This is a genomic window from Terribacillus sp. DMT04 (assembly GCF_019056395.1).
GTDB classification, from domain to species: Bacteria; Bacillota; Bacilli; order Bacillales; family Amphibacillaceae; genus Terribacillus; species Terribacillus aidingensis_A.
The window spans coordinates 2,100,114-2,126,977 of the sequence record NZ_CP077639.1 but is presented as its reverse complement, the minus strand read 5'-3'; the positions used below and the strand labels follow the sequence as shown (position 1 = coordinate 2,126,977).

Here is a 26,864-nt window from a genome sequence, read left to right as displayed (position 1 = left end):
GAATGGCTGCAATTAATAAAGGGTTGGAGTGGGTTACGAGAATGGCTTATGTGAACATTCTCTGGCTGCTCTTCTTATTACCAGGGCTGGTACTGTTTGGGTTCTTCCCGGCTACTACAGCTCTCCTGCATGTGATGCAGCAATGGCTGCAAGGAAAAACAGACTTTCCGATATTTCAAACTTTCCTGACCACATATAAAAAAGAGTTTTTAAACAGCAATAAACTGGGATATATTTTTGTTTTATTAGGATATATCCTTTACCTGGATTTTCTTTTCTTAACTTCAGCTGCAAATGGCGCCGCATTATATCTCACGATTCCTTATCTAGTTCTTACATGCCTCGTTGGACTGACAAGTTTATATGCATTTCCGATGCTCGTTCGGTATGAAATGAACCCGATGCAAATTGTCAAGCGTGCTTTCTTTATGATAATGCTCAATCCTGGCCAAACCTTTCAAATGTGTGTAGCAGTTGGGGGTATAAGTGCAATTCTGTGGTACTTCCAAGGGCTGGCTTTGTTTTTCAGTTTCAGTATTCTGGCCCTGATTATCATGATGCCAGCTGTAAGAGCATTTGAAAGAACAGAGCAAAAAGCAACCAAATTACTGGCTAAACGAGCCTGAGTAAGGGGAATATCGTATGAAAAAATATGCACTCGTTGGCACAGGTGGCCGGGCAGAATTTTATTACGGCGCGATGGCGAAAGATTTCAAAGACACATGTAAATTGGTAGCTTTCTGTGACTCAAATCAGACACGGATGGATTATGCAAATCAGCTTTTGCAGGGGAAATATCAGCATCCCAGTATTCCTTTGTATCATGCTGCAGATTTTAAAAAGATGATTCTGCAGGAAAAGCCGGATGTCGTAATGGTCACAACGATTGATCGTACACATCATACGTATATCATACAGGCGCTGGAACTTGGCTGTGACGTAATAACTGAAAAACCGATGACAATTGACGAACACAAATGCCAAGAGATTTTAAATACTATTCAGCAGACTGGAAGAGAAGTGCGCGTTACATTTAATTACCGATACGCACCGCATAATACAAAAATCAAAGAGCTTATCAGCTCAGGCATCATTGGCCAAGTGAATGCTGTGCATTTTGAATGGGCGCTTGATACAAAGCATGGAGCTGATTATTTCCGCAGGTGGCACCGAGATAAACGAAACAGCGGTGGTCTGCTGGTGCATAAGTCCACGCATCATTTTGACTTGGTTAACTTCTGGCTGGATACAATCCCGGAGCGTGTGTATGCGGTCGGTGATCTGCTTTTTTACGGCAGAGAAAATGCCGAGCAAAGGGGCGTAACAAACTTTTACCAGCGCGCTCATCAGAGTGAACTGGCGAAAGATGATCCATTCGCGATAGACTTGGCAAACAATGCGCATTTAAAAGCGATGTATCTGGATGCTGAAAAAGAAGATGGCTATCAAAGAGATCAAAGTGTTTTTGGAGATGGCATAAGTATTGAGGATACTTTAGGCGTGCTGGTGAATTATAAAAACAAAAGCATTCTGACGTACTCCTTGAACGCTTACTTGCCTTGGGAAGGTTTTCAAGTCTCTTTTAATGGTACTAAAGGAAGAATTGATGCGCGTATTATTGAAAAGTCTTATGTGAATTCGGGAGGAAACAAAGCCGAAGAAGGTCAGCTGGAGCAGTTGTCCATCGTCGTTAGTCCCATGTTTGATACGCCTTACGAGGTTGAAGTGCAAACGAAAGCAGGCGGGCATGGAGGGGGCGACACAGCTTTGCTGGAAGATTTGTTTGGCAATCCGCAGCCGGATGTGTTCAAGCGAGCAGCATCGCATGTGGATGGTGCGATGAGCATTATGACTGGCATCGCAGGAAATCATTCCTTGAAAACAGGCAACGCCGTTCTTATAAAAGACTTAATCAATCTATAATTGGAGGCAATATTCGTGGAAAAAACGGCCGTCATCTCTGGCGGAGCATCGGGAATCGGCAAGGCTGCTGCACGTAAGCTGGCCAAAGCAGGTTTCCGTATTTGCTTACTGGATGTTAATAAAGCAAAATTACAAGCAGTTCAAGAAGAAATGGAAGCTCAAGGCGATACTGTATTGGCAATTCCTTGTGATATGGCGGCGTATAATCAAGTAGAGGCGGCGGTAGAAAAAGTGATGCAGCATTACGGCAGGATTGATGTGGTATTTGCTAACGCCGGCATTGTCGGTGAAACCTCCTCAATAGAGTCAATGAGCATTGATAATTGGAGCCAGGTGCTCAGCATTAACTTAAATGGGACATTCTATCTTGTTAAGGCAGTCATTCCTTATCTAAAGCAGCATGGCGGCAGCGTTATTATCACTAGTTCAGTGAGTGGCAACCGTGTCTTTTCACAAGCAGGTTTCACAGCTTACTCTACTTCCAAAGCAGCGCAGGCAACATTTGCTAAAATGGCTGCATTGGAGCTGGCGCAATATCACATTCGTGTAAACGTCATCTGTCCGGGCGGCGTTGAAACTGATTTTAAACAATCGATAAAACCATCAGCGGATTTAGAAGAAGTAGAAGTGCCTGTCACATTCCCTGAAGGCAGCAAGCCATTGGATCATCGATCAGGAAAGCCGGAAGAAGTAGCTAACTTAGTGAAATTTTTGGCCTCGGATGAATCAAGTCATATTACAGGTACAGAAATCTATATTGATGGAGCGGAATCGCTGCTGATAGGGTAGGAACAGAGGTATAAAAATCCAAACAATACTGCAATTATCAGCAGCGTTGTTTGGATTATTTGCATTGTGATCGAAGATGAGCGCATCGCTTCGGAAATGCACTCCGCTTTCCTGCGGGCGGCTGGGGAGCCTCCGTGTGCAAAAAACGCACTGCGGGGGTCTCCCCTAGCCTTCCTCCCGCGGGAGTCCCGTGTATTTCCTACGCTGATTTTTGTTATGAGAAACCTTCACTCGTGTAGGGAGAATATGTAGACTCCTCGAAAAAGATAGCGATTTTCTTGTCGGGGTCTGCTTCAAAAGCCATTCCTGTCCGACAATAACAGCTAAAGTTGGAGAGGCAGCAGCCGTCAGAGGGCTGCATGAAAAAGTATGGATCTAGTCATCGTACACATTTAGGATGTATTAATCTTTTTTTGTCCCAGTTTTTTGTTTTATTCCCTAGAAAATGAATGCATTAGTTCGGAAGAGGTGTATGTTGTACGGGAAAGAAAAGGAGTATAAGAATTATTATCAGAACTATATATAATAAATAGGAAAGTCTACAAGGCAACGCTGACGTTTTAAAAAAATGACGTGGCATTGTTTATGTGATAGGAAAAATATATGTTACAGCATTACCTAAAAGAAATATACAAAAGAGGTTGTGAAACTGTGTATCCAAGAAGAAGGGAATATCGTCAAATTAGCGAATTAAATGGAGTAGGAGTGAATTAGAATAGAAAGATTGCACCCAAAGTTAGAGGGGAATAACCATCATGAAAAGATTCATCCGTTTATTTTCTGATCTAAAAATGAAGCATAAACTGTTTTGCTTGCTGTCCCTTATCTTGATTTCGTTTAGTGTAGGCGGTTTATTACTTATCCAGTACGCCCTGCATGTGTACAATGAAGAAATCCACCGGCAGTCTGCCCAGTCTTTGAAGGTATCCTCTGCTTTGGTGGAAAAAGAGATCGCAAAAATGAAAAGGCTTTCATATACATTAGCTACGGATCCCTACCTTCAAGCCTACTTAGCTGACCTAAAAGAAAGTGAGGGCAGTTATGAATCATATCTGATTGGTGTGAGTATGGAAAGAAGACTTGTCGAACTAGGCGCATTTGAGAATTATATTGATTCTATTCAGTTATATGACACTGCCGATCGCAATTATAGTATAGGGAAGCGCGTTGTGGCGATTGAAGACGAACAGTTAATGACGTATAAGCAAGCAACAATGGAAAAGGATGGCGGCGTGGAGTGGTTTGTGGCGGATGAGCAGGATGAATCATTTGTAGCTGCCAGAGAGGTGAATGCATATGCAAATTTATCGTTCGAGCGATTAGGAATGGTTATTGTTCGATTTAATATGAATGAGATGGTGTCTTCATTCGAAGACAGTGCAGCAGAACAAGGCACGAAGCTGCTGATTACGAATGCAGACCAAGAGGTAATATTTCCTCAAGAAACAGCTGAAAAGGATGCATATTTAGCCTCCAACTTGCTAAATGATGCAGGCTATCGTGTAGTCAATTATGAGGGTGAGAGATATTTTGTGACTTATACCTCGGCTAATTTCACAAATTGGAAGTATATGATTGCTTCTCCTTATAATCAATTGTTTGAAGCAGGTTCTTTTGTAATGAAAGCCGTCATCAGTCTTTATTTGCTGTTGTTTGTCTTGCTCCTTTTGCTTGGCATTCGCTTTATAAAAGGAATAACGAATCCGATTGAAGCGTTAAACAGAAAGATGAAAAGAGTCGAATCGGCAGAGGTTGTGGATTTTTATGATAATCATGATCGAAAGTTTACCAACGATGAGGCGGGACAAATGCATGAGAACTTCAATAAAATGATGCGTCAGATCCATTCGTTAATTGAAGAAAACTATGAGAAACAGCTTGTCATAAAAGACGCAGAGTTCAAAACGCTTCAAGCCCAAATAAATCCGCACTTTTTATACAACACATTAGAATCTATCAATTGGTCAGCGAAACTAGGCAAAGCGCAGGAAACATCACGTATGGCTACTTCACTAGGCTTTATTTTGCGTTCATCGCTTGAAACGAAAGAGCCGCTCATCACGCTTGCCGAAGAAATGGAAATTGTAAACCATTATATTATGATTCAATCGTACCGTTTCCAGAATCGTTTAGTCTTTCACAATCGTCTGCCTGATCACCTTCTCACTTGTAAGGTACCCAAATTCAGCCTGCAGCCTTTAGTGGAAAATGCAATCCGATATGGTGTGCAGGAAATAGTTGGCGTCTGTACGATTACAATCGAGGCAGCGCAAGTTGGAGAAGATACCGTTATTTCTGTTATAGATGATGGTCCCGGCATGGAAGATGCATTCATTTGTAATCTGCAAAGCGGCGTGTACCGTACGAAAGGAACAGGGTTAGGAATTAGAAATATAAACAACAGGTTAAAGATGCTGTTTGGCCCAGCATATGGGATTGAAGTAAGAAGTAAACGTGGTTCCGGGACGACGGTCATGCTGACAATTCCTTATAAAGGAGGGAGTGATCATGTTCAAAGTGCTGCTGGTAGATGATGAACCAATGCTGCTCGAGGGTATTTCTTCGATTGTAGAGTGGGAGCGGCACGGAACAAAACTAGAAGGAGTGGCCCGAAATGGATTAGAAGCGATGGAGTTTATTGAAAAGCATGCTCCTGACATTGTTATTACGGATATTACCATGCCTGGACTGGATGGAATGGGGTTGATTGAACAAGGAAGTAAATTATCACCTCTTATCAAATGGATATTATTGTCCGGTTTTAACGAATTTGAATATGCACAGAAAGCGATGCGTTTTGGGGTAAAGCATTATTTGCTCAAACCATCCAGTGAGGAAGATATCCAGGAAGCGTTAGCGGAAGTTGTGAAGGAACTTGGCGAAAAGAGGGAACAAGTGAAAAAGGTCCCAAGCGAAACGAAGCGATATTCTAGTGTGGTGAACAAAATGATAGACAGCATACGTGACAATATAGAGAATCCGGATTTATCGCTGCGCTGGGTGGCTAGTGAAGTACTTTATATGAATACAGATTACCTTGGCAAATTGTTTAAAAAAGAAGTGGGAGAGAAATTTTCAGCGTATGTATTAAATAGGAAGATAGACAAAGCGCTGGAAATTATGGAGAAACAAAACGATATTAAAGTGTTTGAGCTAGCTGAACAAGTAGGGTATGGCAACAATCCGCAATATTTCAGTCATATCTTTAAGAAGAGAACGGGCAGTACACCTACAGAGTGGATCAAAAAAAGATAAGAAAAGGAGTGCTTTTACATGGCGGAAAAATGGGTTTTTATCGGTGACAGCATAACAGAGTGCGGAAGGTTTGAAGATCCGCTGGCGATAGGAGACGGTTACGTAAAAATGATTCAAGATGACATCCAGCAGAAAAAAGAAGCAGAGGTTATTAATAAAGGAGTGGGAGGTCATCGCGTTACCGATTTAGCTGCAAGATGGGAAGAAGATGTACTCCGTTTAGCCCCCGACTTAATTTCTGTTTCTATTGGTATCAATGACGTTTGGAGACAGCTGGATCAGCCGCAAATAAAGCAGGTTTCACCTGAGGAATTCAAAGACGTCTATAACAAATTGCTGGCTGAAACCGTCAAGCTTGAAGCAAAGCTGTTCCTCATGGAGCCAACAATTATTGAGGAAAATAAGAATTCAAAAGGAAATCAGCTGCTGCTGCCGTATGTAGAAATTGTACGAGAATTGGCTACAACATACAAAGCAACATTAGTCCCGACGCACACAGCATTCCTGGAAACAGAAAAGACTGATTTGACAACGGATGGCGTTCATATGACGGAAGCGGGCAACCAGCTGATGGCTGATACATGGCTGAAAGCATATTATGCCGCAGAAGGAATGTAATCCTTATAAAATCTAAAATACGCTGGCATTAGACAAGGTTCTTCTTCATACGTTGTTCTGAGGTGATAAAATGGCACGAGTCAAGTACACCAGCAAAGATGTAGATCTCATGGCCAGAATGATGCGAGCAGAAGCTGAGGGAGAAGGGCAGCAAGGCATGCTTTACGTTGGAACAGTTATTGTGAACAGAGCGGTAGCTGATTGCTTAGATTTTGGCGATGTTCGAGCAATCCGTGATGTTATCTTTCAAGTACAAGGCGGCAACTATTCGTTTGAAGCTGTACAGAAAGGCAACGTCTTTTATCAGCGAGCACGCGATTCAGAAAGAAGGCTGGCCGAAAGGAATTTAAAGAATTGGCGCGAGCAGCCCGCACGGTATGCCCTTTGGTACTTCAATCCTTACGCGCCATGCCCGCCTACTTGGTATGATCAGCCGTTTACCGGCCAGTACAAAGACCATTGTTTTTACGAACCGCTGCCGGGGACTTGTGAGAGTGTGTATATAGGGTGATAACGGAGAACAGAAAATGGGCCTTCCTTGCTATGGAGGGCTTTTTTGCATGATGGTTATTTATGATTTATATTCCATAATTTATGTTATTATTACAAATGATGTGTTTGTGGCAAGGAGGTTGTGTATGAAGTATTTCGAATTAGAACGCATTTCACTAACATCTTTAATTGTCTTTGTATCAGGTTATATTATATTGTTCGTGCTGCCATTAGCATCAGCAGGCGCACCTTTAGGAGAATTGCTAGTTAAGAGTGGTACTTTTCTTATGATAGCGTTAGGAGCGGTTCCAATTGTTGGTTTCTTCACATCATTCTTCGCCTACGAAACTAGCAGTAAAGTAGCATTGGCCGTAACTCACGTTGTGTTGTTCTTAGTGTACTGCTTTTTCGGCTTCTGGGTATTATTATTTTCTTATGCTGCGTTAGCAAACGTCTATTAATGAATGTGCAGCAGCCTTAATTTGTACTAGATTTATTAATTTCACCGCTGAAGATTGAATGCATTCCATATCGGTTAAGAATAAGTATTGATAATGATATGGAGGAGTCAGCATGGAGACAGTGCAAAACAGTACAGAGACATTTATGTATTTGGCAGAAAATCTGCGTAACATCAGCAAAACAACAGGTCTTTTAAAAGAAAAGTTAATAACTGCACGTACAATAGTAGCCACAGATCATCCGCTTGTCAGAGCTGATGGAAGGCGAGACGATGCAAGAGGTATCCAGCAGCTTTTACGTTTGGCTGATAAAAAGGGGATACATATTATTTTTCCGCCTGGGCGCTACATACTGCGCCGCCCCTTGCGTCTCCGGGAGCATACTTATTTGGAAGCAAGTGATGCGGCGGTATTTTTGAAAGAGCATCATGGACCTATGCTGTTGAATTTGCGCCGGCGTGATCGGATGCGCCATTATACCGGCAATGGCAACATCATTATCAGCGGCGGTAAGTGGAATGCGAACTACCCTGCATTTGGCGGCGGGACAAGTTTTGTGTTTGCGCATGCTAAAAATATTTTGATAGAAAAGGTACAGCTGCTTGAGCATGGCGGCGGACATGCAATTGAATTGAATGCTGTTCAGCATGCAGAGGTGAGAGATTGTCAATTTTGCGGCTATGATGACCGCAATGGCAAGCGGTCTTATAGTGAAGCAATCCAGCTTGACTTGGCAAAAACGCGTCGTGTTTTTCCATGGGGCGGGTCTGTATTTGACCAAACAGCATGTCAGGATATTTGGATTCACCATAACTATTTTGGACCCTCGCAGACAAAAGGAAGCTGGGGCAGAGCAGTTGGGTCGCATGCTGCTACAGCAGACAGATGGCATGAACGAATTTATATAACTGATAACAAAATGAAAGAGACTCTGCAGTGGGCGGTCCGGGCCTTTTCGTGGCGCGATGTTGTTTGCTTTCATAACTGTCTGGATACATGCGGTGGCGGAATTGCCATTCATCTCAATCACGTGGACGGACGAAATGATACAGATGTGAACAACAGACCTACAGGGCGTAGTAACCCAGTTAAGAATATACTACTTATCAAAAATCAGATTAGCGGCGGCGGAGGTTATGGATCGGCAGTCAGATTGAAAGGCAGCCAAACATCACCAATTGAAGGTGCTATTCTTTATGATAACTATGTCGACATGTATAAAGGAAAGAAAGCCCATATCACTGATACCGCTTATAGACGTGTTTCTGTTAAGAAAAAAGCAGATATATGTGTGAACAAAATGTAATTTTTATGTATATTATGGCGAAAATATACATAAATGCATCGATATACATGCTACACTTTGGTTGGAGGTGGCTTATGTACTTAGATGAGACAAAACGATATCGGTTTATCGAATCTGTTCCTTATGGCAAATACTTTATGGTCCGCATCTATGACCTGGAGCTGCAAGAGGAGTATACGGTAACCGACTGGCTGTTGAGCAAGTATACGGATAAGGCACTGAAGGAATTCTATCTTCAGATTAAGCGCGATATCTTTGCAACAAATAACAAACAAGAAGAACTGACTTCAGAAATGGGAGATATGCAGCAGCGGCTGTTTGATTTTCTGGATGAAGAAGACGAAGATGATTTGCCAGTAAGCATGGAGAATGTGATACCATTCCCGATTCCTGCATCCAATGCAGACAAATAATTTGTTACGTGGCACAGGCTGTGAATGGTTTGATTCACAGCTTTTTGCTATTATAAGTTTTCAACAAGCGTTTTCTTTGTTACATTTAAGGGTATAGCTGATACCAGTGTCTCTGAACTGAAAATCTGATAAGGATGTTGCCGATGGATAAAGAGAATAATGTAGTACTGTTTCCCGGTCTGAAGACACGGTTGGAGCAGGAAGGGATGAAGGAGCTGCAGGAGAAAAATTATGCCGAAGCGATTCAGAAATTTGAGCAGCTGTTGGATTATGGCTACCGACAGCCGGAAATTCTGACAGGTCGACTAATCTGCTTGATGGAACTTGGCAAACATGAAGAGGCGGAAGAGATGTCCTTGCAGCTGCTGGAAGCGAAGGACAAGGATTACCTGCAATACTTACATATTCATTTGACGCTGCTGTTCCAGCTCGGTCGCTACGAGGAGGTAGTGGAAATGCTGGATGAGGTATATGAACTGGAGACTATTCCTGTGCCGCTTCGAACGTCGTTTGACCAGCTGCAAAAGGTGAGTCGGAAAATGGCAGAAGATAAGTATCAAACGGCAGCCGATCAGCTGATACATAACTTTGAGAAAGCAAGAACGAATCAGGATGTCTCTGCTCAATGGCAGCTCATTCAAAAATGCCACCTGCTCGACTTAAGTCCTCATGTACAAAAGATGGAAGCGTATCTGCTTGATGAGGAATCTGATCCGGTGGTGCAAACAGCCGTACTGGAGTGGTTCATCAAGCAGGAAATAGAATTTCCGGTTTCCATACATAAGATGAAAGAAACAATTACGGTGATACCTGAGAATTTACAGCTAGTAGACAAATCAGAAGGGATGGAGCGTGTACTTCAGCATCTGCATTTGCTTGAGCAGCAGAATCCATCACTTTTCGACTTGGTGTACAAATTATTGTACCGATATACGTATGTAAAATATCCTATTATTCCAGATGAAAACGAGAGCTTGACACTGGCTGCAGCGCTGCAGAAGCTGGCAGGCAGCTACTTACAAATAGAGCAGCCGCCTGTCTCAGATGAAGAAGCACAGCAAATCGCTTCTATGATGGAAGAAATTATCACTTTTGAAGCAAAATATCTGACTGTTGCCGAGGAATGACACAGTTCGTGCTGTAAGTGTTGAAAGCGACTATGAATATGTTATAATGAGATGGTTGTAAACCAGTACTAGTTAATAACTTCTTTAATGCTAGAATTGAGAACGATTAACAGGTAAGAAACGATAGATGTTGGAGGGAATATTATGTCAGCAAAATTCGAAAGAACAGAAGGCAAGAACGAGGGTGTCTTAACAATTACCCTATCCCCTGAAGAGTTGGACAACGCGCTTGACCAAGCGTTTAAAAAAGTTGTCAAAACTGTACAGGTACCAGGTTTCCGTAAAGGAAGAGTACCTCGTAAAATGTTCGAACAACGCTTTGGTGTAGAATCTCTATATCAAGACGCGATTGATATCGTGCTTCCTCAAGCTTATATGAACGCTGTTGAAGAGACTGGTATTGAGCCAGTTGCACAGCCGGACGTAGATCTTGAGCAAATCGAACAAGGTAAAGAACTTATCTTCAAAGCTACTGTAGCAATCAAACCTGAAGTAGAACTTGGTGACTATAAAGGTCTTGAAGTAGAAGCAGAAGATACAACTGTTTCTGATGAAGATGTAGAAAAAGAAATCGAGACGCTTCGCAACAACCAAGCTGAATTGGTTGTTAAAGAAGAAGGTACAGTTGAAGAAGGCGATACAGTTGTAATGGACTTCGAAGGCTTCGTTGATGGCGTTGCATTCGAAGGCGGAAAAGCAGAGAACCATAGCTTAGAAATCGGTTCTGGCAGCTTCATTCCTGGATTCGAAGAACAGCTTACAGGCAAAGAATCCGGCAGTGAGTCTGATATCACTGTAACATTCCCTGAAGAATATCATGCAGAAGAGCTTGCTGGTAAGGAAGCTGTCTTCAAAGTGAAAATTCATGAAATCAAAGCAAAAGAACTTCCTGAGCTTGATGATGAATTCGCAAAAGACGTAGACGAAGAAGTAGAATCTTTGGATGCACTTCGTGAGAAAACGAAAAACCGTTTGCAAGAAGAAAAAACAAACGCAGCTGAAAACAACAAGCGTGAACAGCTAATCAACCTTGCTACAGACAATGCAACTGTAGAAGTTCCACAAGCAATGGTAGATACAGAGCTTGATCGTATGGTTCGTGAATTCGAACAGCGCTTGCAAATGCAAGGTATGACGCTTGAGATGTATCAGCAGTTCTCTGGTCAAGATGAAGCTGCACTTCGCGAGCAAATGAAAGAAGATGCTGGCAAACGTGTGAAAACAAACTTGACTCTTGAAGCAATCGCAAAAGCGGAAAACCTTGATGTAACTGATGAGGATGTTAACGCTGAGCTTGACAAGATGGCTGAAATGTACCAAACAGACAAAGAACAATTAACACAAATGCTTGGTGGCAACACAGACGCTATTAAAGATGATCTGAAGTTCCAAAAAGCAATTGATGTGTTGGTTGACAACAGTAAAACTGCATAAGATAGACATAGAGAAAAACAAGGCAGCAACCACTGGGCCTTGTTTTTCTAAAACATAAACGTATGCACAGAGGAAGGGATTCTTCCCCTCTCTGTGGAATACGTGCATGAACGACTTTTTTGTTTACATATACTACATACATATGATTTGACTTTTACAAAAAAAACTCCATAATAAAACGTACCTCTTTTTTCGTATATGCAGTATTTGCCAGCAGGGATAGAAAGAGAAATCTTTCGAAGCAAGGGTTTATACCCCGTTATTTGGCTAATACTGAGGGAAAAAGTGTTTTGCTTTTTAATACTGCTGTTATCTGATATGATTGGCTAAAGGAAGGCTGGGCGCATCCAGAATGTGTTTGATCTTTCGAGATATCATATATAGATATTACATTCGAGGGGTGAAATGATGTTTAAATTTAATGAAGAAAAAGGGCAGCTGAAATGCTCTTTCTGCGGCAAAAGCCAAGACCAAGTACGTAAATTAGTAGCCGGACCAGGCGTCTATATATGTGATGAGTGCATCGACTTGTGCACAGAGATCGTGGAAGAGGAACTTGGGAATGAAGAAGAAGTAGAATTCAAAGAAATTCCGAAACCACAAGAAATTCGCGACATCCTAAATGACTATGTTATCGGACAGGACAAAGCGAAGAAAAACCTTGCTGTTGCGGTATATAACCACTACAAACGGATTAACTCCACAAAAGGTTCAGACGATGTAGAATTGTCTAAGAGTAATATTGCGATGATCGGACCGACTGGTAGCGGTAAGACATTGCTTGCACAGACTTTAGCGCGTATTCTTAACGTACCGTTCGCCATTGCGGATGCTACTTCTCTAACAGAAGCAGGTTATGTTGGGGAAGACGTAGAGAACATCTTGCTTAAACTGATCCAATCTGCGGACTACGATGTAGAAAAAGCAGAAAAAGGTATCATTTACATTGATGAAATCGATAAAGTTGCTCGTAAATCCGAAAACCCATCCATCACACGTGATGTATCAGGGGAAGGTGTGCAGCAAGCACTTCTTAAAATCCTTGAAGGTACGGTAGCGAGCGTACCGCCACAAGGCGGCCGTAAGCATCCGCATCAAGAATTCATCCAGATTGATACGACAAACGTTCTGTTTATTTGCGGTGGTGCGTTTGATGGTATTGAGCAAATTATCAAACGCCGTCTTGGTAACAAAGTAATCGGCTTCGGTGCAAGTGAAGAAGGCAGCCAGACGCTTGATAAAGGCGAATTGCTTGCTAAAGTATTGCCGGAAGATATGCTGAAATTCGGTTTGATTCCTGAATTCATCGGTCGTCTTCCAGTTATCGGCGCTCTAGAGCCGCTTGATGAAGAGGCATTGATTGAAATTTTAACGAAACCGAAAAACGCATTGGTTAAACAATACGAGAAGTTATTCCAGATGGACCATGTAGAATTGGTAATCGAGGAAGAAGCCTTGCGCGAAATTGCCAAACTGGCAATTGAACGTAAAACGGGTGCACGTGGTTTGCGTTCCATTATGGAAGGTATCATGCTTGATGTTATGTATGAGCTGCCGTCCCGTGATGATATTAAGCAATGCATCATAACTAAAGACACCGTACTGCTTGAAAACGGCCGTCCGAAATTTGTTCTTCATGATGGCACCGTTACAGATGAAAATAAACAATCTCCAAAAGAGAGCGCATAAGTTTCATCGGTCAGGCAATATAACATGTACAGCAAATCCCTTGTTACAGTTGGTGGCAAGGGATTTTTTTCTTTAAATGCACAAAGTGTGGGTACTGTACCGCTGTTGTGTATATACTTTAAAAAGGACTCAAGAAGACATATGGAGGTGTCACGATGGGAGAAAAAGAAAAGACACTAGTAACGCCTCTCTTGCCCTTACGAGGATTGCTTATTTTTCCTACGATGGTGTTGCATTTAGATGTAGGCAGAGAGAAATCGGTGCATGCATTGGAACGTGCGATGTTGGAAGAAGAAACAATCTTTCTTGCTGCGCAAAAAGAGGTAGACCTGGATCAGCCGACGGAAGAAGAGATTCATCGAGTCGGTACTGTAGCAAAAGTCAATCAGATGATGAAGCTGCCGAACGGTACCATGCGCGTGCTGGTTGAAGGATTATATAGAGCGGAAATCATTCGTTTTGTTGAAGATGAAAAGCAATTCATCGTCGAAATCGAAGAAAGACCAGACGAGCACGGCACGAAGAATGAAGAAGAGGCGCTCATGCGTGCGTTGTTGGAACAGTTTGAGCAATACATAAAGGTTTCGAAGAAGATTGGCCAAGAAACATTGGCAACCTTAACAGATATCAAAGAGCCGGGACGGATGGCGGATATTATTACATCGCATCTTTCTTTGCGATTAGAAGATAAACAGGAAATCTTGGAGATGCTGGATGTTAAAGAACGGCTGCGTCACATCATCACCATTATTACCAATGAGCGAGAAGTATTGGATTTAGAGAAAAAAATCGGACAGCGTGTGAAGCAGTCCGTTGAGAAGACGCAAAAGGAATATTACTTGCGTGAGCAAATGAAAGCAATCCAGAAGGAGCTGGGCGACCGGGATGGCAAGTCCGGGGAAATCGAACAGTTCCGTGAGGATATCAAGAATTCGGACATGACAGACCATATGAAAGAAATTGCAGAGAAGGAACTGAGCCGATACGAACGAGTACCGCAAAGCTCAGCGGAAAGCTCTGTTATCCGCAACTATCTCGAATGGTTAATTGCCTTGCCGTGGAAGAAACAAACAGAAGACAATTTGGATATTCCGCATGCAGAGGAAACGTTGGATGCCGATCATTATGGCTTGGAAAAAGTGAAAGAACGGATTTTGGAGTATTTGGCTGTACAAAAGCTTACCAATTCCTTAAAAGGGCCGATTTTGTGCTTGGCTGGACCTCCTGGGGTCGGGAAAACATCTTTAGCTACAAGTATTGGGAAAGCGATCAACCGTAACTTCGTCCGTATATCATTAGGTGGTGTTCGAGATGAAGCGGAGATTCGCGGTCACCGTCGGACGTATGTTGGCGCGATGCCTGGACGTATCATGCAGGGAATGCGCCGTGCAGGAACAACCAATCCAATTGTCCTTCTTGATGAGATTGACAAGATGTCAAATGATTTCCGAGGCGATCCATCTTCCGCGATGCTTGAAGTGCTGGATCCGGAACAAAACAGCACATTCAGTGATCACTTCATTGAAGAAACGTATGATCTATCCAATGTGATGTTTATTGCTACAGCGAACAATCTCGGTTCTATTCCAGGACCACTGCTGGATCGGATGGAGATTATCAGCATAGCAGGATACACCGAAGTGGAAAAGCTGCATATTGCCAAAGAACACTTACTGCCAAAGCAGATTAAAGAAAATGGATTGAAAAAAGGCAATATTATTTTAAAAGATGAAGCATTGCAGCATATTGTTCGCCGCTACACGAGAGAAGCTGGTGTCCGCGGGCTGGAACGTGAACTTGCTGCTGTATGCCGAAAAGTTGCCAGAATCATTGTGTCAGAAGATAAGAAGCGAATTACCGTTACCGAAAAGAAAGTGGAAGAATTACTTGGACGTCCGCGCTTCCGTTATGGTTTAATGGAAGAGGAGAATCAAGTTGGCGCAGCGACAGGTCTTGCTTATACAACAGCCGGCGGAGATACACTATCTATCGAAGTTTCTTTATCTCCAGGAAAAGGAAAACTGACGCTCACTGGGAAACTTGGCGATGTGATGAAAGAATCTGCTCAGGCAGCATTCAGCTATATCCGTTCGAATGCGGAGAAGCTTGGTGTGGATCCGGCGTTCCACGAACAGTATGATATCCATATCCATGTGCCAGAAGGAGCAACACCGAAAGATGGGCCTTCCGCTGGTATTACGATTGCGACCGCTTTGACTAGTGCATTGACGGGCAGACCGGTACGAAAAGAAGTGGGTATGACTGGTGAGATTACGCTTCGCGGGCGCGTGCTGCCGATTGGCGGTCTAAAGGAGAAATCCTTGAGCGCACACCGAGCCGGAATATCAACGATACTTTTCCCAGCTGACAATGACCGGGATTTGGAAGACATTCCGGATACAATTAAGCAGGACATGACGTTTATTAAAGTCAGCCATCTTGATGAGGTATTAAAATACGCATTGGTGGAAGATAAACATGAAAGTAACTGAAGCAGAAATAGTAATTAGCGCGGTATCGAAAAAGCAATATCCGGAGACGCATATGCCGGAGATTGCTTTAGCTGGCCGCTCTAATGTTGGGAAGTCATCTTTTATTAATAAGATGATTAACCGAAAGAACCTTGTCCGCACATCACAGAAACCAGGAAAGACGCAAACATTGAACTTTTACAAGATCAATGAGCGTTTCCATTTCGTCGATGTGCCGGGCTATGGCTATGCAAAAGTTTCCAAGCGGGAACGTAACGCATGGGGCAGAATGCTTGAAGAATATTTTACAGAGCGGGAAAACTTGAAGGCAGTCGTGCTGTTAGTTGATATTCGGCACAAGCCAACCAAGGACGATGTGACCATGTATGATTTTCTCAAGCATTATGAACTGCCGGTAGTTGTGGTTGCAACGAAATTGGACAAGATTCCAAAAGGCAAGCGTGTGCAGCATATTAAACGCGCAGCTGATGAATTGCAGCTGGAACAAGAAGACATCATATTGCCGTTCTCATCTGAAACAGGAGAAGGTAAGGAAGAAGCATGGGGAGTATTAAAACAATTCCTATGAAAAATAACCGTACAAGCCGCTGAGCTTGTACGGTTATTTTTTTCGGAACAAAAGGTATGCGCCAGCAAGTATGAGCAGCACAGGCCAGAAATCACGAATGACACCAGCTATTCGGTCGAGCCAGCCAAACCATGCCGGCTGTGCAGGGGCGGCAATCGCAAAAATACCAAGTGCCAGCAGCAAAATCGCCCATATGTAGCCTTTTTTGGTTTTCAGCGCTGCCAGTAAAAGCGCAGCTCCAACCAAGAGCGGATAGGCACCCCAGCTATCCGTCCAAAACGTGTAGTGGCGCAGCCCATGAAAATGGACTCCCAGACCAAGCAGTGTATAGCCGGCGAATAAGTTTTTATGATCTTTCGCAAGATAAGCATGCAATAACAGTGCGGCACCGATAATAATAAGTAATGTTGGCCACGAATAAAAGTCAACAAAAAGGGGTACACGCAACTGACGCAGCAAAAAGTAAGCGCCAACTCCAAGTAATAAAAATCCGGCAAAAGCATTTTTCTTTGACATAACATCTCTCCACATAATAATTATTATTAAATAAGATTAAATCGTTGATTATCATGAGTAGCTGTGTTAATTTGTTATATGTACTTATTAAATTATTCACAAACTCACACCTAAATGCAAGACACACTTTATCCTAACACAATTGTTTACGTTCTGTTCACAAATTAATCGAGGACAGAAATTGCGTAGTGTTATACTGGTATGAGCGATACGGTTTTCAAGGGGGAAAAAGGGAATGTACATGTTAGTTGCAGGAATCAATTATCGCACAGCCCCGATTGAAATAAGAGAAAGATTAACCTTCAAGGAAGAAGAGCTTGGATTAGCGATGCAAGCACTCTCCAACCAGAAAAGCATGCTCGAGAATGTGATCGTTTCTACATGCAACCGCACGGAGATATATGCAGTAGTCGATCAAATGCATACCGGGCGCTATTATATAAAGAAATTCTTATCTGAATGGTTCGGTATAGAGAAAGAAGAGATCGCATCTTATCTTACATTTCATGAGGATGAACGAGCTGTGGAGCACCTGTACCGCGTAGCAAGCGGGCTGGATTCTATGGTTGTAGGGGAAACACAAATCCTAGGCCAGCTGAAACGCGCTTTTCAAAAAGCACAGGAGCTGCATACATCGGGCACAATATACAATGAGTTATTTAAACAAGCAGTTACAGTAGCAAAACGGGCACATACAGAAACAGGAATCGGTGAGAATGCGGTTTCTGTCAGCTATGCAGCAGTGGAGCTATCGAAGAAGATATTCGGTGATATCGCTTCAAAACGAGTTGTTATTCTTGGCGCTGGTAAAATGGGGGAACTGGCAGCAAAAAATCTGCAAGGTTCAGGCGTAAAGGATGTAACAGTTGTTAACCGTACGAAAGAAAAAGCGGAACAGCTAGCAGCATTGTTCAACGGCAAAGCAGCTGGCTGGGATGAATTAGAGTCTGCTTTGCAGCACGCAGACATTGTCATCAGTTCTACTGGGGCACCAGGGTATGTGCTGGATAAACAAATTCTCCAGCCTATTCTCAAAGCACGAAAAGGCCAGCCACTATTCCTGGTCGACATTGCTGTGCCACGCGATATTAATCCGGATGTAGACGAATTGGAAAGCACATTCTTATATGATATCGATGATTTACAGGATGTCGTGGACGCGAATTTAGCTGCCCGTCAAGAAGCTGTTGAAAAGATCGAAATTATGATCGAAGGCGGTATTGTTGATTTTAAAGTATGGCTGCAAACATTAGGCGTTGTACCCGTAATTACGGAGCTTCGCCGCAAAGCAGCTTCCATACAGACAGAAACAATGAAGAGCCTCGAACGTAAATTGCCGAATTTGAATGAACGGGAAATCCGCGTGTTGAACAAGCATACGAAAAGTATCGTGAACCAAATGCTAAAACAGCCTATTACACAGGCGAAAGAGCTTGCCGGCCGTGAAAACAGCGAAGAGCTTATCCAGCAATTCGCAGAGATCTTTGGTATTGAGAAAGCTGTCCTGGACAAACAGAATAATATCATTAAACTGGAGCGGCATGAGGCACAGAATATTGTATCTGTACCTAATGCATCCACTACTAGATAAAAAAGAAGGGCTCCCAAATGCAGGTACCTGCTTATCTTTATGAAATTATATTAGTTTTATATGCAGCCAGCATTTTCAGCTATTTTATCGACTTTATACAAAAAAATCGGAAGGCGAATCAACTCGCCTTCCGTTTGCTTACATTGGTTTGGTTCTTTCAGAGCCTTTTTTTATTGCAGGAAATGATTTCACATGGCGGTCTGCCAGTTAAAGACGTCTATGAAGGGTTATATTTTTATGCTTGGGTGCTTGTGTCTTTGTCCTTATTTATTAATCGGATTTACAAAGTCGATTTTCTCACGTTCTTTTTGAACGTGGTCGGCTTTTTTATGATGTTGTTATATATTACGAGCTCCGCTTATGAGCGGCAGTGGACGAGAACAATTCCGTTTATGAATGAAGTGCTGATTGCACATATTACGTTAGCAATACTCGCTTATGCATTCTTTACGCTGTCCTTCGTCTTTTCTGTCATGTATGTTATGCAGTATCAGCTTCTTAAACAGAAAAAAGGGTACCGATTTTGGACGAGACTCGGTGACTTGGGTAAGCTAGAGACATACACCTTTACATCGATCACTATTGGCACGCCATTATTGCTGTTATCAGTTATTATGGGTGTTGTTTGGGCATACACGACAGCGGCGGTCTTTTATTGGTATGATTGGAAGACGATCGGCTCACTGACCGTTTTAGCTGTTTATGCCGTCTATCTATTCCTGCGTTTAGCAAGAGGTATTCGAGGAAAAGGATTAGCAATCTATACAATAGCGGCATTCCTAATTCTTATCATTAACTTCTTCTTGCTGAGCACGTATTCATCTTTTCATTTTACAGAGTAACGACCCATCTTCCAGGAGGTATTGCAATGCGAAAAATTATCGTAGGTTCAAGAAAAAGTAATCTGGCGCTCACGCAGACAAAGTGGGTAATCGAACAGCTGAAACGAGCTGGCGCACCATATGAATTTGAAATAAAGAAGATTGAAACAAAAGGCGATAAGATCCTCGACGTGACATTATCCAAAGTCGGAGGAAAAGGATTGTTTGTGAAGGAAATTGAGGAAGCTATGTATAACGAAGACATTGATATGGCTGTACATAGTATGAAAGATATGCCATCAGAGCTTCCAGTCGGTCTGACAATTGCCAGTGTACCTGTACGAGAAGACTATCGTGATGCCCTGATCTCAAAGAATAACCTTCCTTTAAAAGAACTGCCTGAAGGTGCGGTTGTAGGAACGAGCAGTTTGCGACGCGCTTCGCAAATCCTTTCCATTCGTCCGGACGTTGAAATTAAACCGATTCGCGGTAATATCGATACACGTCTGCGAAAATTGAAAGAAGAAAACTTTGATGCAATTGTCCTCGCAGCTGCTGGTTTAAAACGGATGGGCTGGAGCGATGACATAGTGACTGAGTTCCTGGAAACAGATCTATGTCTGCCGGCAATCGGACAAGGAGCTTTAGCGATTGAGTGCCGTGATACAGATATGGAATTGATTGAGCTGCTAGCGAAGATCAATGATTCGTATACACAGCAAACGGTATTGGCTGAGCGTACTTTCCTTTATCTGATGAACGGCAGCTGCCAAGTACCCATTGCAGGTGTTGCACATATGGAGGAAGATGAAGTTGTTTTAACAGCTTTGATTGCCTCTCCGGATGGTAAGGAAGTATACAAAGAAGAAGTACGCGGAGCCGATCCGCAAGACGTAGGGAAGATTGCTGCAGAACGTATGCAGGAACAAGGTGCACAGGAGATTGTCAACAAGGCGATTCAGGAGTCTGAATCTAAATGAGCCGGCTGCCGGCTGTCAAGGTGCTGGTAACGCGTCCGAAGCAGCAGACAGCGCGGTTCGCTGAGCAGCTCTCTCTTGCAGGCGCAGACCCGATAGAGGTGCCGTTATTAACTTTCCAAACGAGAGACGATGAACGCAATCAATTGCTTTCTCGGCAAGCAGATCAGTACAATTGGCTGTTCTTTTCCAGCAGAAACGGTGTAAAACATTTTCAAGCAATCGTAGAGAACTATTCCCATTTGGACAATTGGCGTCATTGCCGAATAGCTGCTGTCGGACAAAAGACGGCTGATGCGATAGAGGAGATAATTGGCCGGAAAGCTGATTTGGTTCCAGAAGCATATACGGCAGATGATTTAGCAGTTGCCTTTGCAGCAGCACACCAGACTGTCAGCCGTATTTTGCTTGTTCAAGGCAGTCTGTCCCGGCCAGCTTTGGCAAATGGTTTAAGCCAGAATGACTATGCATTTGAGAAAATGGTTGTATATGATACGGTAGAAGAGCAAACAAATCAGACGCTTTTAAACGAGGTGCTGGAGCAAGAGAAACCAGAGGTGCTGACTTTTACGAGTCCCTCTTCCATTGAGGCCTTTTTCAGGTTTATCCGCAGCTCTCGTATGAAATTCGCACAGCTAGACAAGCTGTGTCTTGTAATTGGTCCGACAACAGAAAGAGCTGCCAAGAGGCACGGCTTTCATAACATTCTGGTGCCGGATGTGTTTACGGCAGAAGCAATGATTGATACATTAGTACACTTCTATGAACAAAGGACAGGTGATTAATATGGCTGAATTTAAACGCCACCGCCGTTTGCGTACATCTGCGAACATGCGGGCATTAGTAAGAGAAACACAAGTAACGGTAGATGATTTGATTTATCCGGTATTCGTAGCAGAAGGGGAGAACATCCGTAATGAAGTTTCCTCCATGCCGGGCGTATTTCAGCTGTCACTTGATAACTTAGCAGCTGAAATGAAGGAAGTTAGCGAACTTGGAATTAAATCTGTCTTATTCTTTGGTATCCCGGCAGAGAAAGATGAAGTTGGCACGGGCGCATTCCATGATCATGGCATCGTGCAGCGGGCTATCACACAGACGAAACAAGAATTCCCGGACTTGCTTTTGATTGCCGATACATGCCTTTGCGAATACACGTCTCACGGCCATTGCGGTATTGTTCATGACGGAATAATCGATAATGATGAATCACTGGGCTACTTGGTAGATACAGCTGTAAGCCAGGCGAAAGCAGGAGCAGATATTATTGCCCCTTCCAACATGATGGACGGGTATGTACAAGCTATCCGTAAAGGATTGGATGAAGCTGGATTTGCAAACATACCGATTATGGCTTATTCCGTCAAATACGCTTCTGCTTTCTATGGTCCGTTCCGTGAAGCGGCAGATGGTGCTCCGCAGTTTGGCGATCGCAAAACATATCAAATGGATCCTTCTAACAGAATGGAAGCACTGCGCGAAGCTGAATCTGATATAGAAGAAAATGCAGACTTCTTAATTGTCAAACCTGCACTTGCTTACTTAGATATTATTCGTGATGTTCGCAATAACTTCAATGCGCCAGTTGTTGCGTATAACGTAAGCGGAGAGTACAGCATGGTTAAAGCAGCTGCGCTGAACGGCTGGATCGATGAGAAAGCCATTGTTATGGAAAAAATGATCGGTATGAAGCGTGCGGGTGCTGATTTGATTATGACGTACTTTGCTAAAGATGTAGCAAGATGGCTGAAGGAAGATAATTAAAGGAGGAATCGCAATGAAGGACTTTGAAAAATCAATTGCAGCATTCGAAGAAGCTAAACAGCACATGCCTGGCGGCGTGAACTCTCCAGTTCGTGCTTTTCGTTCTGTCGGGATGGACCCAATTTTTATGGAAAGCGGGAAGGGTTCAAAGATTACCGATATTGATGGGAATACGTATATTGATTACGTACTAAGCTGGGGTCCGCTCATTTTAGGTCATGCAGATGAGCGTGTCGTGGAAGGGCTTAAAAGCGTTACGGAAAAAGGAACAAGCTTCGGTGCTCCAACAGTTATCGAAAATAAGATGGCTGCTTTAGTAAAAGAGCGTATTCCTTCTATGGAGATTGTCCGCATGGTTAACTCAGGTACAGAAGCTACGATGAGTGCTTTGCGTCTTGCACGAGGCTTTACTGGGCGTGACAAGATTCTGAAGTTTGTCGGCAGCTACCACGGCCATGGAGACTCGCTATTGATTAAAGCAGGCTCTGGTGTAGCAACACTCGGTCTGCCAGACAGTCCAGGAGTACCAGAGACAATTGCCCGAAACACTATTACGGTTCCATATAATGATTTAGAAAGCGTCAAATATGCGTTTGAACAGTTTGGTGACGATATTGCTGCGGTAATTGCTGAGCCAGTTTGCGGTAATATGGGTGTTGTGCCGCCGCAGCCTGGTTTCCTGGAAGGTATCCGGGAGATTACAAAGCAGCATGGCTCGTTGCTTATCTTTGACGAGGTAATGACAGGTTTCCGCGTTGGCTACCATTCAGCGCAAGGTCATTTTGACGTGGAGCCGGATTTAACTTGTCTAGGTAAAATCATCGGCGGCGGTCTTCCAGTCGGTGCGTATGGCGGCCGTAAAGATATCATGGACCGAATTGCGCCAGCTGGTGATATTTATCAAGCAGGTACGTTATCAGGTAACCCATTGGCAATGACAGCTGGTTATGAGACATTGGCTGCGATGGATAAAGCAGCGTATGAAAAAATCAATGCGCATGCTGACCGTCTTGCGGAAGGGTATAAAGCAGCGGCAGAGGAATTCGGTATTCCTTTGCAAGTGAACCGAGCGGGTTCGATGATCGGCGTATTCTTTACGAACGAACCGGTTATCAACTTTGATACTGCAAAAACAGCTAATTTAGATCACTTCTCTACCTATTACCGAGAAATGATTGAAGCAGGCATCTTCCTGCCGCCGTCCCAGTTCGAAGGTTTATTCCTGTCAGCTGCGCACACAGATGAAGATATCGAAGCAACAATTGAAGCGGCAAGACAAGCGTTCAAAAAAATAGCAGCATCATAAACGAAAGTCCAAGCTTATTGCTTGGGCTTTTTTTCTTACGGACAAGGGATTTTCCTACATATGTGCAGCAGCACCTGCATAGGTTTTAGTACAGAGAATGCTTAAATCTTGGAGGGAGGATTCCACTTGTCTAAAAATGAGACAACGCCTTTTACGTTTGATATAAAAGAATCACTCAGTTTTCGAGCTGAAGACCAGCTGCAGGATCTTATCGGAATCGCATTGGAGCCGGAGATCAATATCCAGGAGTTTGAGCATGATATTTCTGTTCATGGTGTCATTGAACTAACAGGTGAATATCATCCTGTTGAGGAAGTTGTGGAAGGCAGTGCAGTAGCTGTAAGTCCAGGTACAAGAGAAATTGAGAATGTAGAAAAACAGCAAACTGGCACCAATACATTTTATCATCGCTTTCCCGTTGAAATATCTGTTCCTAAACATCGTATACGCCAGCTGAACGAGGTGTATGTAGCGATTGATCAGTTTGATTATGACATTCCCGGCACAAATGTGCTGGAACTTCATGCTACTGTTGCAATCTATGGTGTCACAGAGGAACAAAGGCAGCCGGAAACACAAGCTCCAGCGCCAGAGCAGCCTTACTACCCTATTCCAACATTTGAGCAAGGCGAGCCAGTGCAGTCTTATACAGACGAAATAGCTGAACAGATTGAAGCTGCAGCTCGTGAGAATTATCAAGATGAGAAGCAAGCTTATTCATTCCAAACAGAACAAACTGAAAATGTAACGTCAGAAGCTGCAGCGGAGCCACGTGACGAGCAGCAGCCGTACAACTTTAATCAAGAAGCATATAGCGCTTCTCCGCAGCCAGAGGAAACGGAACAGCTTGAAACACAGAGCTATTCCTTCTCACAAGCACAATACGAAACAGATGTGCCAGCAGATTCAGCAGATGAAGCGGAAGACGAGCAGCCAGACGAATCTGAAATTGAAGAAGCTTATCTGCAAGAGCAAGCAATCCAGGAAGCGCACTTACAAGAGCAAGCATTGGAAGAAGCGCACGCAGAGGCTTTGCGAGCAAATGAAGCATATGAAGAGTTGCGAAAGCAAGCAGCGTATGAAGCAGATCAGATACCTTCCATTTTGCAAGAAGAAGAAGCTGATGCTGCTGAGGATGACGAGCAGAAGCCAGAGGAGCCGTATGTGCTGCCGGATGAACTGGAGGACGCTTTTCAAGCAGCTGATTTCCGCCAAGCAGCCCCTGAAGACGATAATGTGTACACACTGGATCGTGAGCTGCCGCATGAGGCGCCTGCAGAAGCTCCTGACTTTACTTTTACGTACCAAGCGAAGCAGGAAGAAGACGTACCGCCACCCCCGGCATTTGAAGCTCCGCCTGTGTTAGCGTCTGAGGAAGATGATCGTTGGAAGTATAAAGAAACGAAAACGCTAAGTGAATTCTTCGGCAGCAAAACTGCAGAGCCGACGGAAGTACCGCAAGCCGATCTTGAAGAAGATGACATCGATGACAATCCATACACAGATTCTTATAAAGATTTATCTGTTCAAGAAGTACCAGTTAATCAAGAGCTTCAGCCGCAAGACTTGGCAGAAGAAGCGGAAGAGCAAGAAACAGCAGATGATCGCAGTAATACAAACTTCCTCGTTAGTATGTTTGGTGCGAGAGAAGAAACATTCACCAAGGTACGTGTTTGTATCGTGCAGGAAAGAGATACGTTAGAGAAGATTGCTACGCGCTATGATGTGCCGGCGAGCTCAATCCTCAGCTCAAACAAATTGGAGGAAGATGCAGTTGCAGAAGGGCAGCTTCTTGTCATTCCGCAGCAGCGCCGTGCAAAGAAAGGCTAATTATATGAGAACGAGGTGAGCTAGATGGAAAATGTGGATCGTATCCTAGCTGCCTATGGCATCACGCCAGCCTCTGTTCAAGCTATTTCAAGTCGCCTGTTAAAAGTGCAAACGCACCAGGCGGCTTTTGCTTTAAAAAGGTCATCCCTCCACCCAGAGCGGCTTGACCGCTGGCTGATGGTTGTCCAAGGCAAGCATAATTTTTACCGGGAAGGTGTGCCGCCCGTTTATCAAACATTGCAGGAAAGTTTCTACGTAATCGATGAAGGAGAAGTTTATTATCTTATGCCTTGGTTGGAGCGGCATCGAACAGATGAACCAGATCATCCGTATGAAATGATGTTTACTACACTTGGAAAAATCCACGCGTCCACCAGCAAACGATACCCCATTGATTACGAAGCTTATTCGCTGGCAATCACAAAACAAAAAGAAAAGCTCCAGCAGGACCGTGATGAGCTGCTTGCTATTGTGGAGCGGTTTGAATCGCAGACATACATGGGGGCAGTCCCGCTGCTCGTCTGCACCCAGTACAAAGATATTGAGCACGTTTCTGCCATGCTCGACAAATGGTACGACCATTATGATGCTGACTTAAAAGAAGACCCAGAGATGGAACATAGTGTCTTGCACGGCAATTTGCGTCCGTCTCATGTGCAAGATGGCAGTCCGCTGCATCTGCTTAACTGGGAAAAGACCAAGCTCGGCAATCCTAGTCTTGATCTTGCTGGCTATTACCAGGAAGAATGGCGGTTTGTCGACAGCAATGTGATAAATCCTCCTTATTATATGCACACATATGAAGAACACCGGCAAATGAAGAAAAACGAAGAGAGCCTGCTCATGCTGCACCTGCTGCATCCGGGAAGATATCTCAAGCAAGTAAGGCAGTATGTAGATGCTCCGCAAAAAGCGGATGCCCCTGCTGTTGTAATGGAGTTGACCCAGACACATCGGCAGCTGGCGCAGGCACTCAACGCGCAAGCTTACTTCCAAGATCTCCGTGATCAAGAAACCCAGGAAGAGGAAGATGCGTAATTAGATTGCTTTTGACTGAAAACTAAAGTACAAAGCAATTAATCCGCCCAGCAGCAAGACATCTAATAGTGATGGAAACAAAATGGTCCGGATAAATTGAAAGATGATTAACGGAATCATAGCCTTCTCGGTGACAGAAATCCAATACCGGAGAAAGCCCGGCATATTGTTGCGGTTAATTTTACTCATTGTCATCCCTCCTGTAGACAGTATATGTTCCAAATCACGTGGGCGTTTACCCTTTTTTGAAAAAAATATGCGACTGCATTGACTTTTTTACTGCCAAGTGGATACAATAAGCTATACATGACATAAATGCTTTGACAGGGAAGAGTATAGTGTAAGGATCCATACTAGAGAGGGAAGCAATTGGTGGAAGTTTCCCGGATACCTGCAGTAGAAGGTCGCCCTGGATGCAGCAACCCCGAACACGATTGTCAGTAGGGGAAGCCGG

At 43.5% G+C, this 26,864-nt stretch carries 25 protein-coding genes and 1 other annotated feature (1 of these 26 only partly in view); of the genes, 23 read left to right on the top strand and 2 right to left on the bottom strand.

The window, feature by feature from the left end; translation table 11 throughout:
* The first annotated feature begins 2 nt into the window (after positions 1–2).
* The 15 genes from KS242_RS11290 to yihA all read left to right on the top strand — a co-directional run bounded on the left by KS242_RS11290 (position 3) and on the right by yihA (position 16,567).
* A complete protein-coding gene (locus tag KS242_RS11290) occupies positions 3–626 on the top strand; it encodes a YesL family protein (RefSeq protein WP_217321432.1) in 624 nt (207 codons plus the stop codon).
* Positions 627–642: 16 nt separating this feature from the next.
* Positions 643–1,923, top strand: a complete 1,281-nt coding sequence (locus KS242_RS11285) for a Gfo/Idh/MocA family protein (RefSeq protein WP_217321431.1) — start codon at positions 643–645, stop codon at positions 1,921–1,923.
* Positions 1,924–1,938: 15 nt separating this feature from the next.
* A complete protein-coding gene (locus tag KS242_RS11280) occupies positions 1,939–2,712 on the top strand; it encodes an SDR family oxidoreductase (RefSeq protein WP_254391690.1) in 774 nt (257 codons plus the stop codon).
* Positions 2,713–3,467: 755 nt separating this feature from the next.
* Positions 3,468–5,246 (top strand): cache domain-containing sensor histidine kinase, encoded by a 1,779-nt coding sequence (locus KS242_RS11275; protein WP_217321429.1) that lies wholly within the window; start codon positions 3,468–3,470, stop codon positions 5,244–5,246.
* Complete coding sequence (locus tag KS242_RS11270; RefSeq protein ID WP_217321428.1) at positions 5,221–5,967, top strand: response regulator transcription factor; 747 nt, start codon at positions 5,221–5,223, stop codon at positions 5,965–5,967. The genes KS242_RS11275 and KS242_RS11270 overlap by 26 nt, the downstream gene beginning before the upstream one ends.
* 18 nt (positions 5,968–5,985) lie before the next feature.
* Positions 5,986–6,585, top strand: coding sequence for an SGNH/GDSL hydrolase family protein (locus KS242_RS11265; RefSeq protein WP_217321427.1), 600 nt, complete (start codon positions 5,986–5,988; stop codon positions 6,583–6,585).
* 70 nt (positions 6,586–6,655) lie between these two features.
* Positions 6,656–7,096, top strand: coding sequence for a cell wall hydrolase (locus KS242_RS11260; RefSeq protein ID WP_217321426.1), 441 nt, complete (start codon positions 6,656–6,658; stop codon positions 7,094–7,096).
* 127 nt (positions 7,097–7,223) lie between these two features.
* Positions 7,224–7,538: a hypothetical protein gene (locus KS242_RS11255; RefSeq protein ID WP_217321425.1), complete on the top strand. Its 315-nt coding sequence runs from the start codon at positions 7,224–7,226 to the stop codon at positions 7,536–7,538.
* 112 nt (positions 7,539–7,650) lie between these two features.
* Positions 7,651–8,844 (top strand): hypothetical protein, encoded by a 1,194-nt coding sequence (locus KS242_RS11250; RefSeq protein WP_217321424.1) that lies wholly within the window; start codon positions 7,651–7,653, stop codon positions 8,842–8,844.
* 74 nt (positions 8,845–8,918) lie between these two features.
* Positions 8,919–9,257: a hypothetical protein gene (locus tag KS242_RS11245; protein WP_217321423.1), complete on the top strand. Its 339-nt coding sequence runs from the start codon at positions 8,919–8,921 to the stop codon at positions 9,255–9,257.
* A 143-nt stretch (positions 9,258–9,400) separates the two neighbouring features.
* Entirely contained in the window at positions 9,401–10,384 is a 984-nt protein-coding gene (locus KS242_RS11240) for a tetratricopeptide repeat protein (RefSeq protein WP_217321422.1), read from the top strand.
* Between the two features lie 144 nt (positions 10,385–10,528).
* Positions 10,529–11,818: a trigger factor gene (gene tig / locus KS242_RS11235; protein WP_217321421.1), complete on the top strand. Its 1,290-nt coding sequence runs from the start codon at positions 10,529–10,531 to the stop codon at positions 11,816–11,818.
* A gap of 408 nt (positions 11,819–12,226) precedes the next feature.
* The gene (gene clpX, locus KS242_RS11230; protein WP_217321420.1) at positions 12,227–13,507 is read left to right on the top strand and encodes an ATP-dependent protease ATP-binding subunit ClpX; all 1,281 of its coding nucleotides are present in this window, start codon (positions 12,227–12,229) and stop codon (positions 13,505–13,507) included.
* 155 nt (positions 13,508–13,662) lie between these two features.
* Complete coding sequence (gene lon, locus KS242_RS11225; RefSeq protein ID WP_217321419.1) at positions 13,663–15,999, top strand: endopeptidase La; 2,337 nt, start codon at positions 13,663–13,665, stop codon at positions 15,997–15,999.
* A complete protein-coding gene (gene yihA / locus KS242_RS11220; RefSeq protein WP_077308300.1) occupies positions 15,986–16,567 on the top strand; it encodes a ribosome biogenesis GTP-binding protein YihA/YsxC in 582 nt (193 codons plus the stop codon). Before lon ends, yihA begins: the two co-directional genes overlap by 14 nt.
* Before the next feature lie 33 nt (positions 16,568–16,600).
* On the opposite strand, the gene KS242_RS11215 is transcribed toward yihA, so the two are convergent.
* The gene (locus KS242_RS11215; RefSeq protein ID WP_217321418.1) at positions 16,601–17,083 is read right to left on the bottom strand and encodes a LiaI-LiaF-like domain-containing protein; all 483 of its coding nucleotides are present in this window, start codon (positions 17,081–17,083) and stop codon (positions 16,601–16,603) included.
* A gap of 235 nt (positions 17,084–17,318) precedes the next feature.
* Here KS242_RS11215 and hemA point away from each other — a divergent pair, with 235 nt between their 5' ends.
* The 8 genes from hemA to KS242_RS11175 all read left to right on the top strand — a co-directional run bounded on the left by hemA (position 17,319) and on the right by KS242_RS11175 (position 26,410).
* Entirely contained in the window at positions 17,319–18,674 is a 1,356-nt protein-coding gene (gene hemA, locus KS242_RS11210; RefSeq protein WP_217321417.1) for a glutamyl-tRNA reductase, read from the top strand.
* A 17-nt stretch (positions 18,675–18,691) separates the two neighbouring features.
* Entirely contained in the window at positions 18,692–19,516 is an 825-nt protein-coding gene (locus tag KS242_RS11205) for a cytochrome C assembly family protein (RefSeq protein ID WP_217321416.1), read from the top strand.
* A 26-nt stretch (positions 19,517–19,542) separates the two neighbouring features.
* Complete coding sequence (gene hemC, locus KS242_RS11200; protein ID WP_217321415.1) at positions 19,543–20,475, top strand: hydroxymethylbilane synthase; 933 nt, start codon at positions 19,543–19,545, stop codon at positions 20,473–20,475.
* Positions 20,472–21,257, top strand: coding sequence for a uroporphyrinogen-III synthase (locus KS242_RS11195; RefSeq protein WP_217321414.1), 786 nt, complete (start codon positions 20,472–20,474; stop codon positions 21,255–21,257). The genes hemC and KS242_RS11195 overlap by 4 nt, the downstream gene beginning before the upstream one ends.
* Before the next feature lies 1 nt (position 21,258).
* Positions 21,259–22,236 carry a porphobilinogen synthase gene (hemB, locus tag KS242_RS11190; protein WP_371747537.1) on the top strand — a complete coding sequence of 326 codons (978 nt, stop codon included), beginning with the start codon at positions 21,259–21,261 and terminating at the stop codon, positions 22,234–22,236.
* Positions 22,237–22,249: 13 nt separating this feature from the next.
* Positions 22,250–23,542, top strand: coding sequence for a glutamate-1-semialdehyde 2,1-aminomutase (gene hemL / locus KS242_RS11185; RefSeq protein WP_217321413.1), 1,293 nt, complete (start codon positions 22,250–22,252; stop codon positions 23,540–23,542).
* A 126-nt stretch (positions 23,543–23,668) separates the two neighbouring features.
* Positions 23,669–25,372: a LysM peptidoglycan-binding domain-containing protein gene (locus tag KS242_RS11180; protein WP_217321412.1), complete on the top strand. Its 1,704-nt coding sequence runs from the start codon at positions 23,669–23,671 to the stop codon at positions 25,370–25,372.
* A 24-nt stretch (positions 25,373–25,396) separates the two neighbouring features.
* Positions 25,397–26,410: a protein kinase family protein gene (locus KS242_RS11175; RefSeq protein ID WP_217321411.1), complete on the top strand. Its 1,014-nt coding sequence runs from the start codon at positions 25,397–25,399 to the stop codon at positions 26,408–26,410.
* Here the strand turns inward: KS242_RS11175 and KS242_RS11170 are convergent, their stop codons facing one another.
* Positions 26,411–26,599 carry a hypothetical protein gene (locus KS242_RS11170; RefSeq protein WP_217321410.1) on the bottom strand — a complete coding sequence of 63 codons (189 nt, stop codon included), beginning with the start codon at positions 26,597–26,599 and terminating at the stop codon, positions 26,411–26,413.
* A 122-nt stretch (positions 26,600–26,721) separates the two neighbouring features.
* Positions 26,722–26,864 (top strand) — a binding site (T-box leader); it runs 98 nt beyond the window's last position.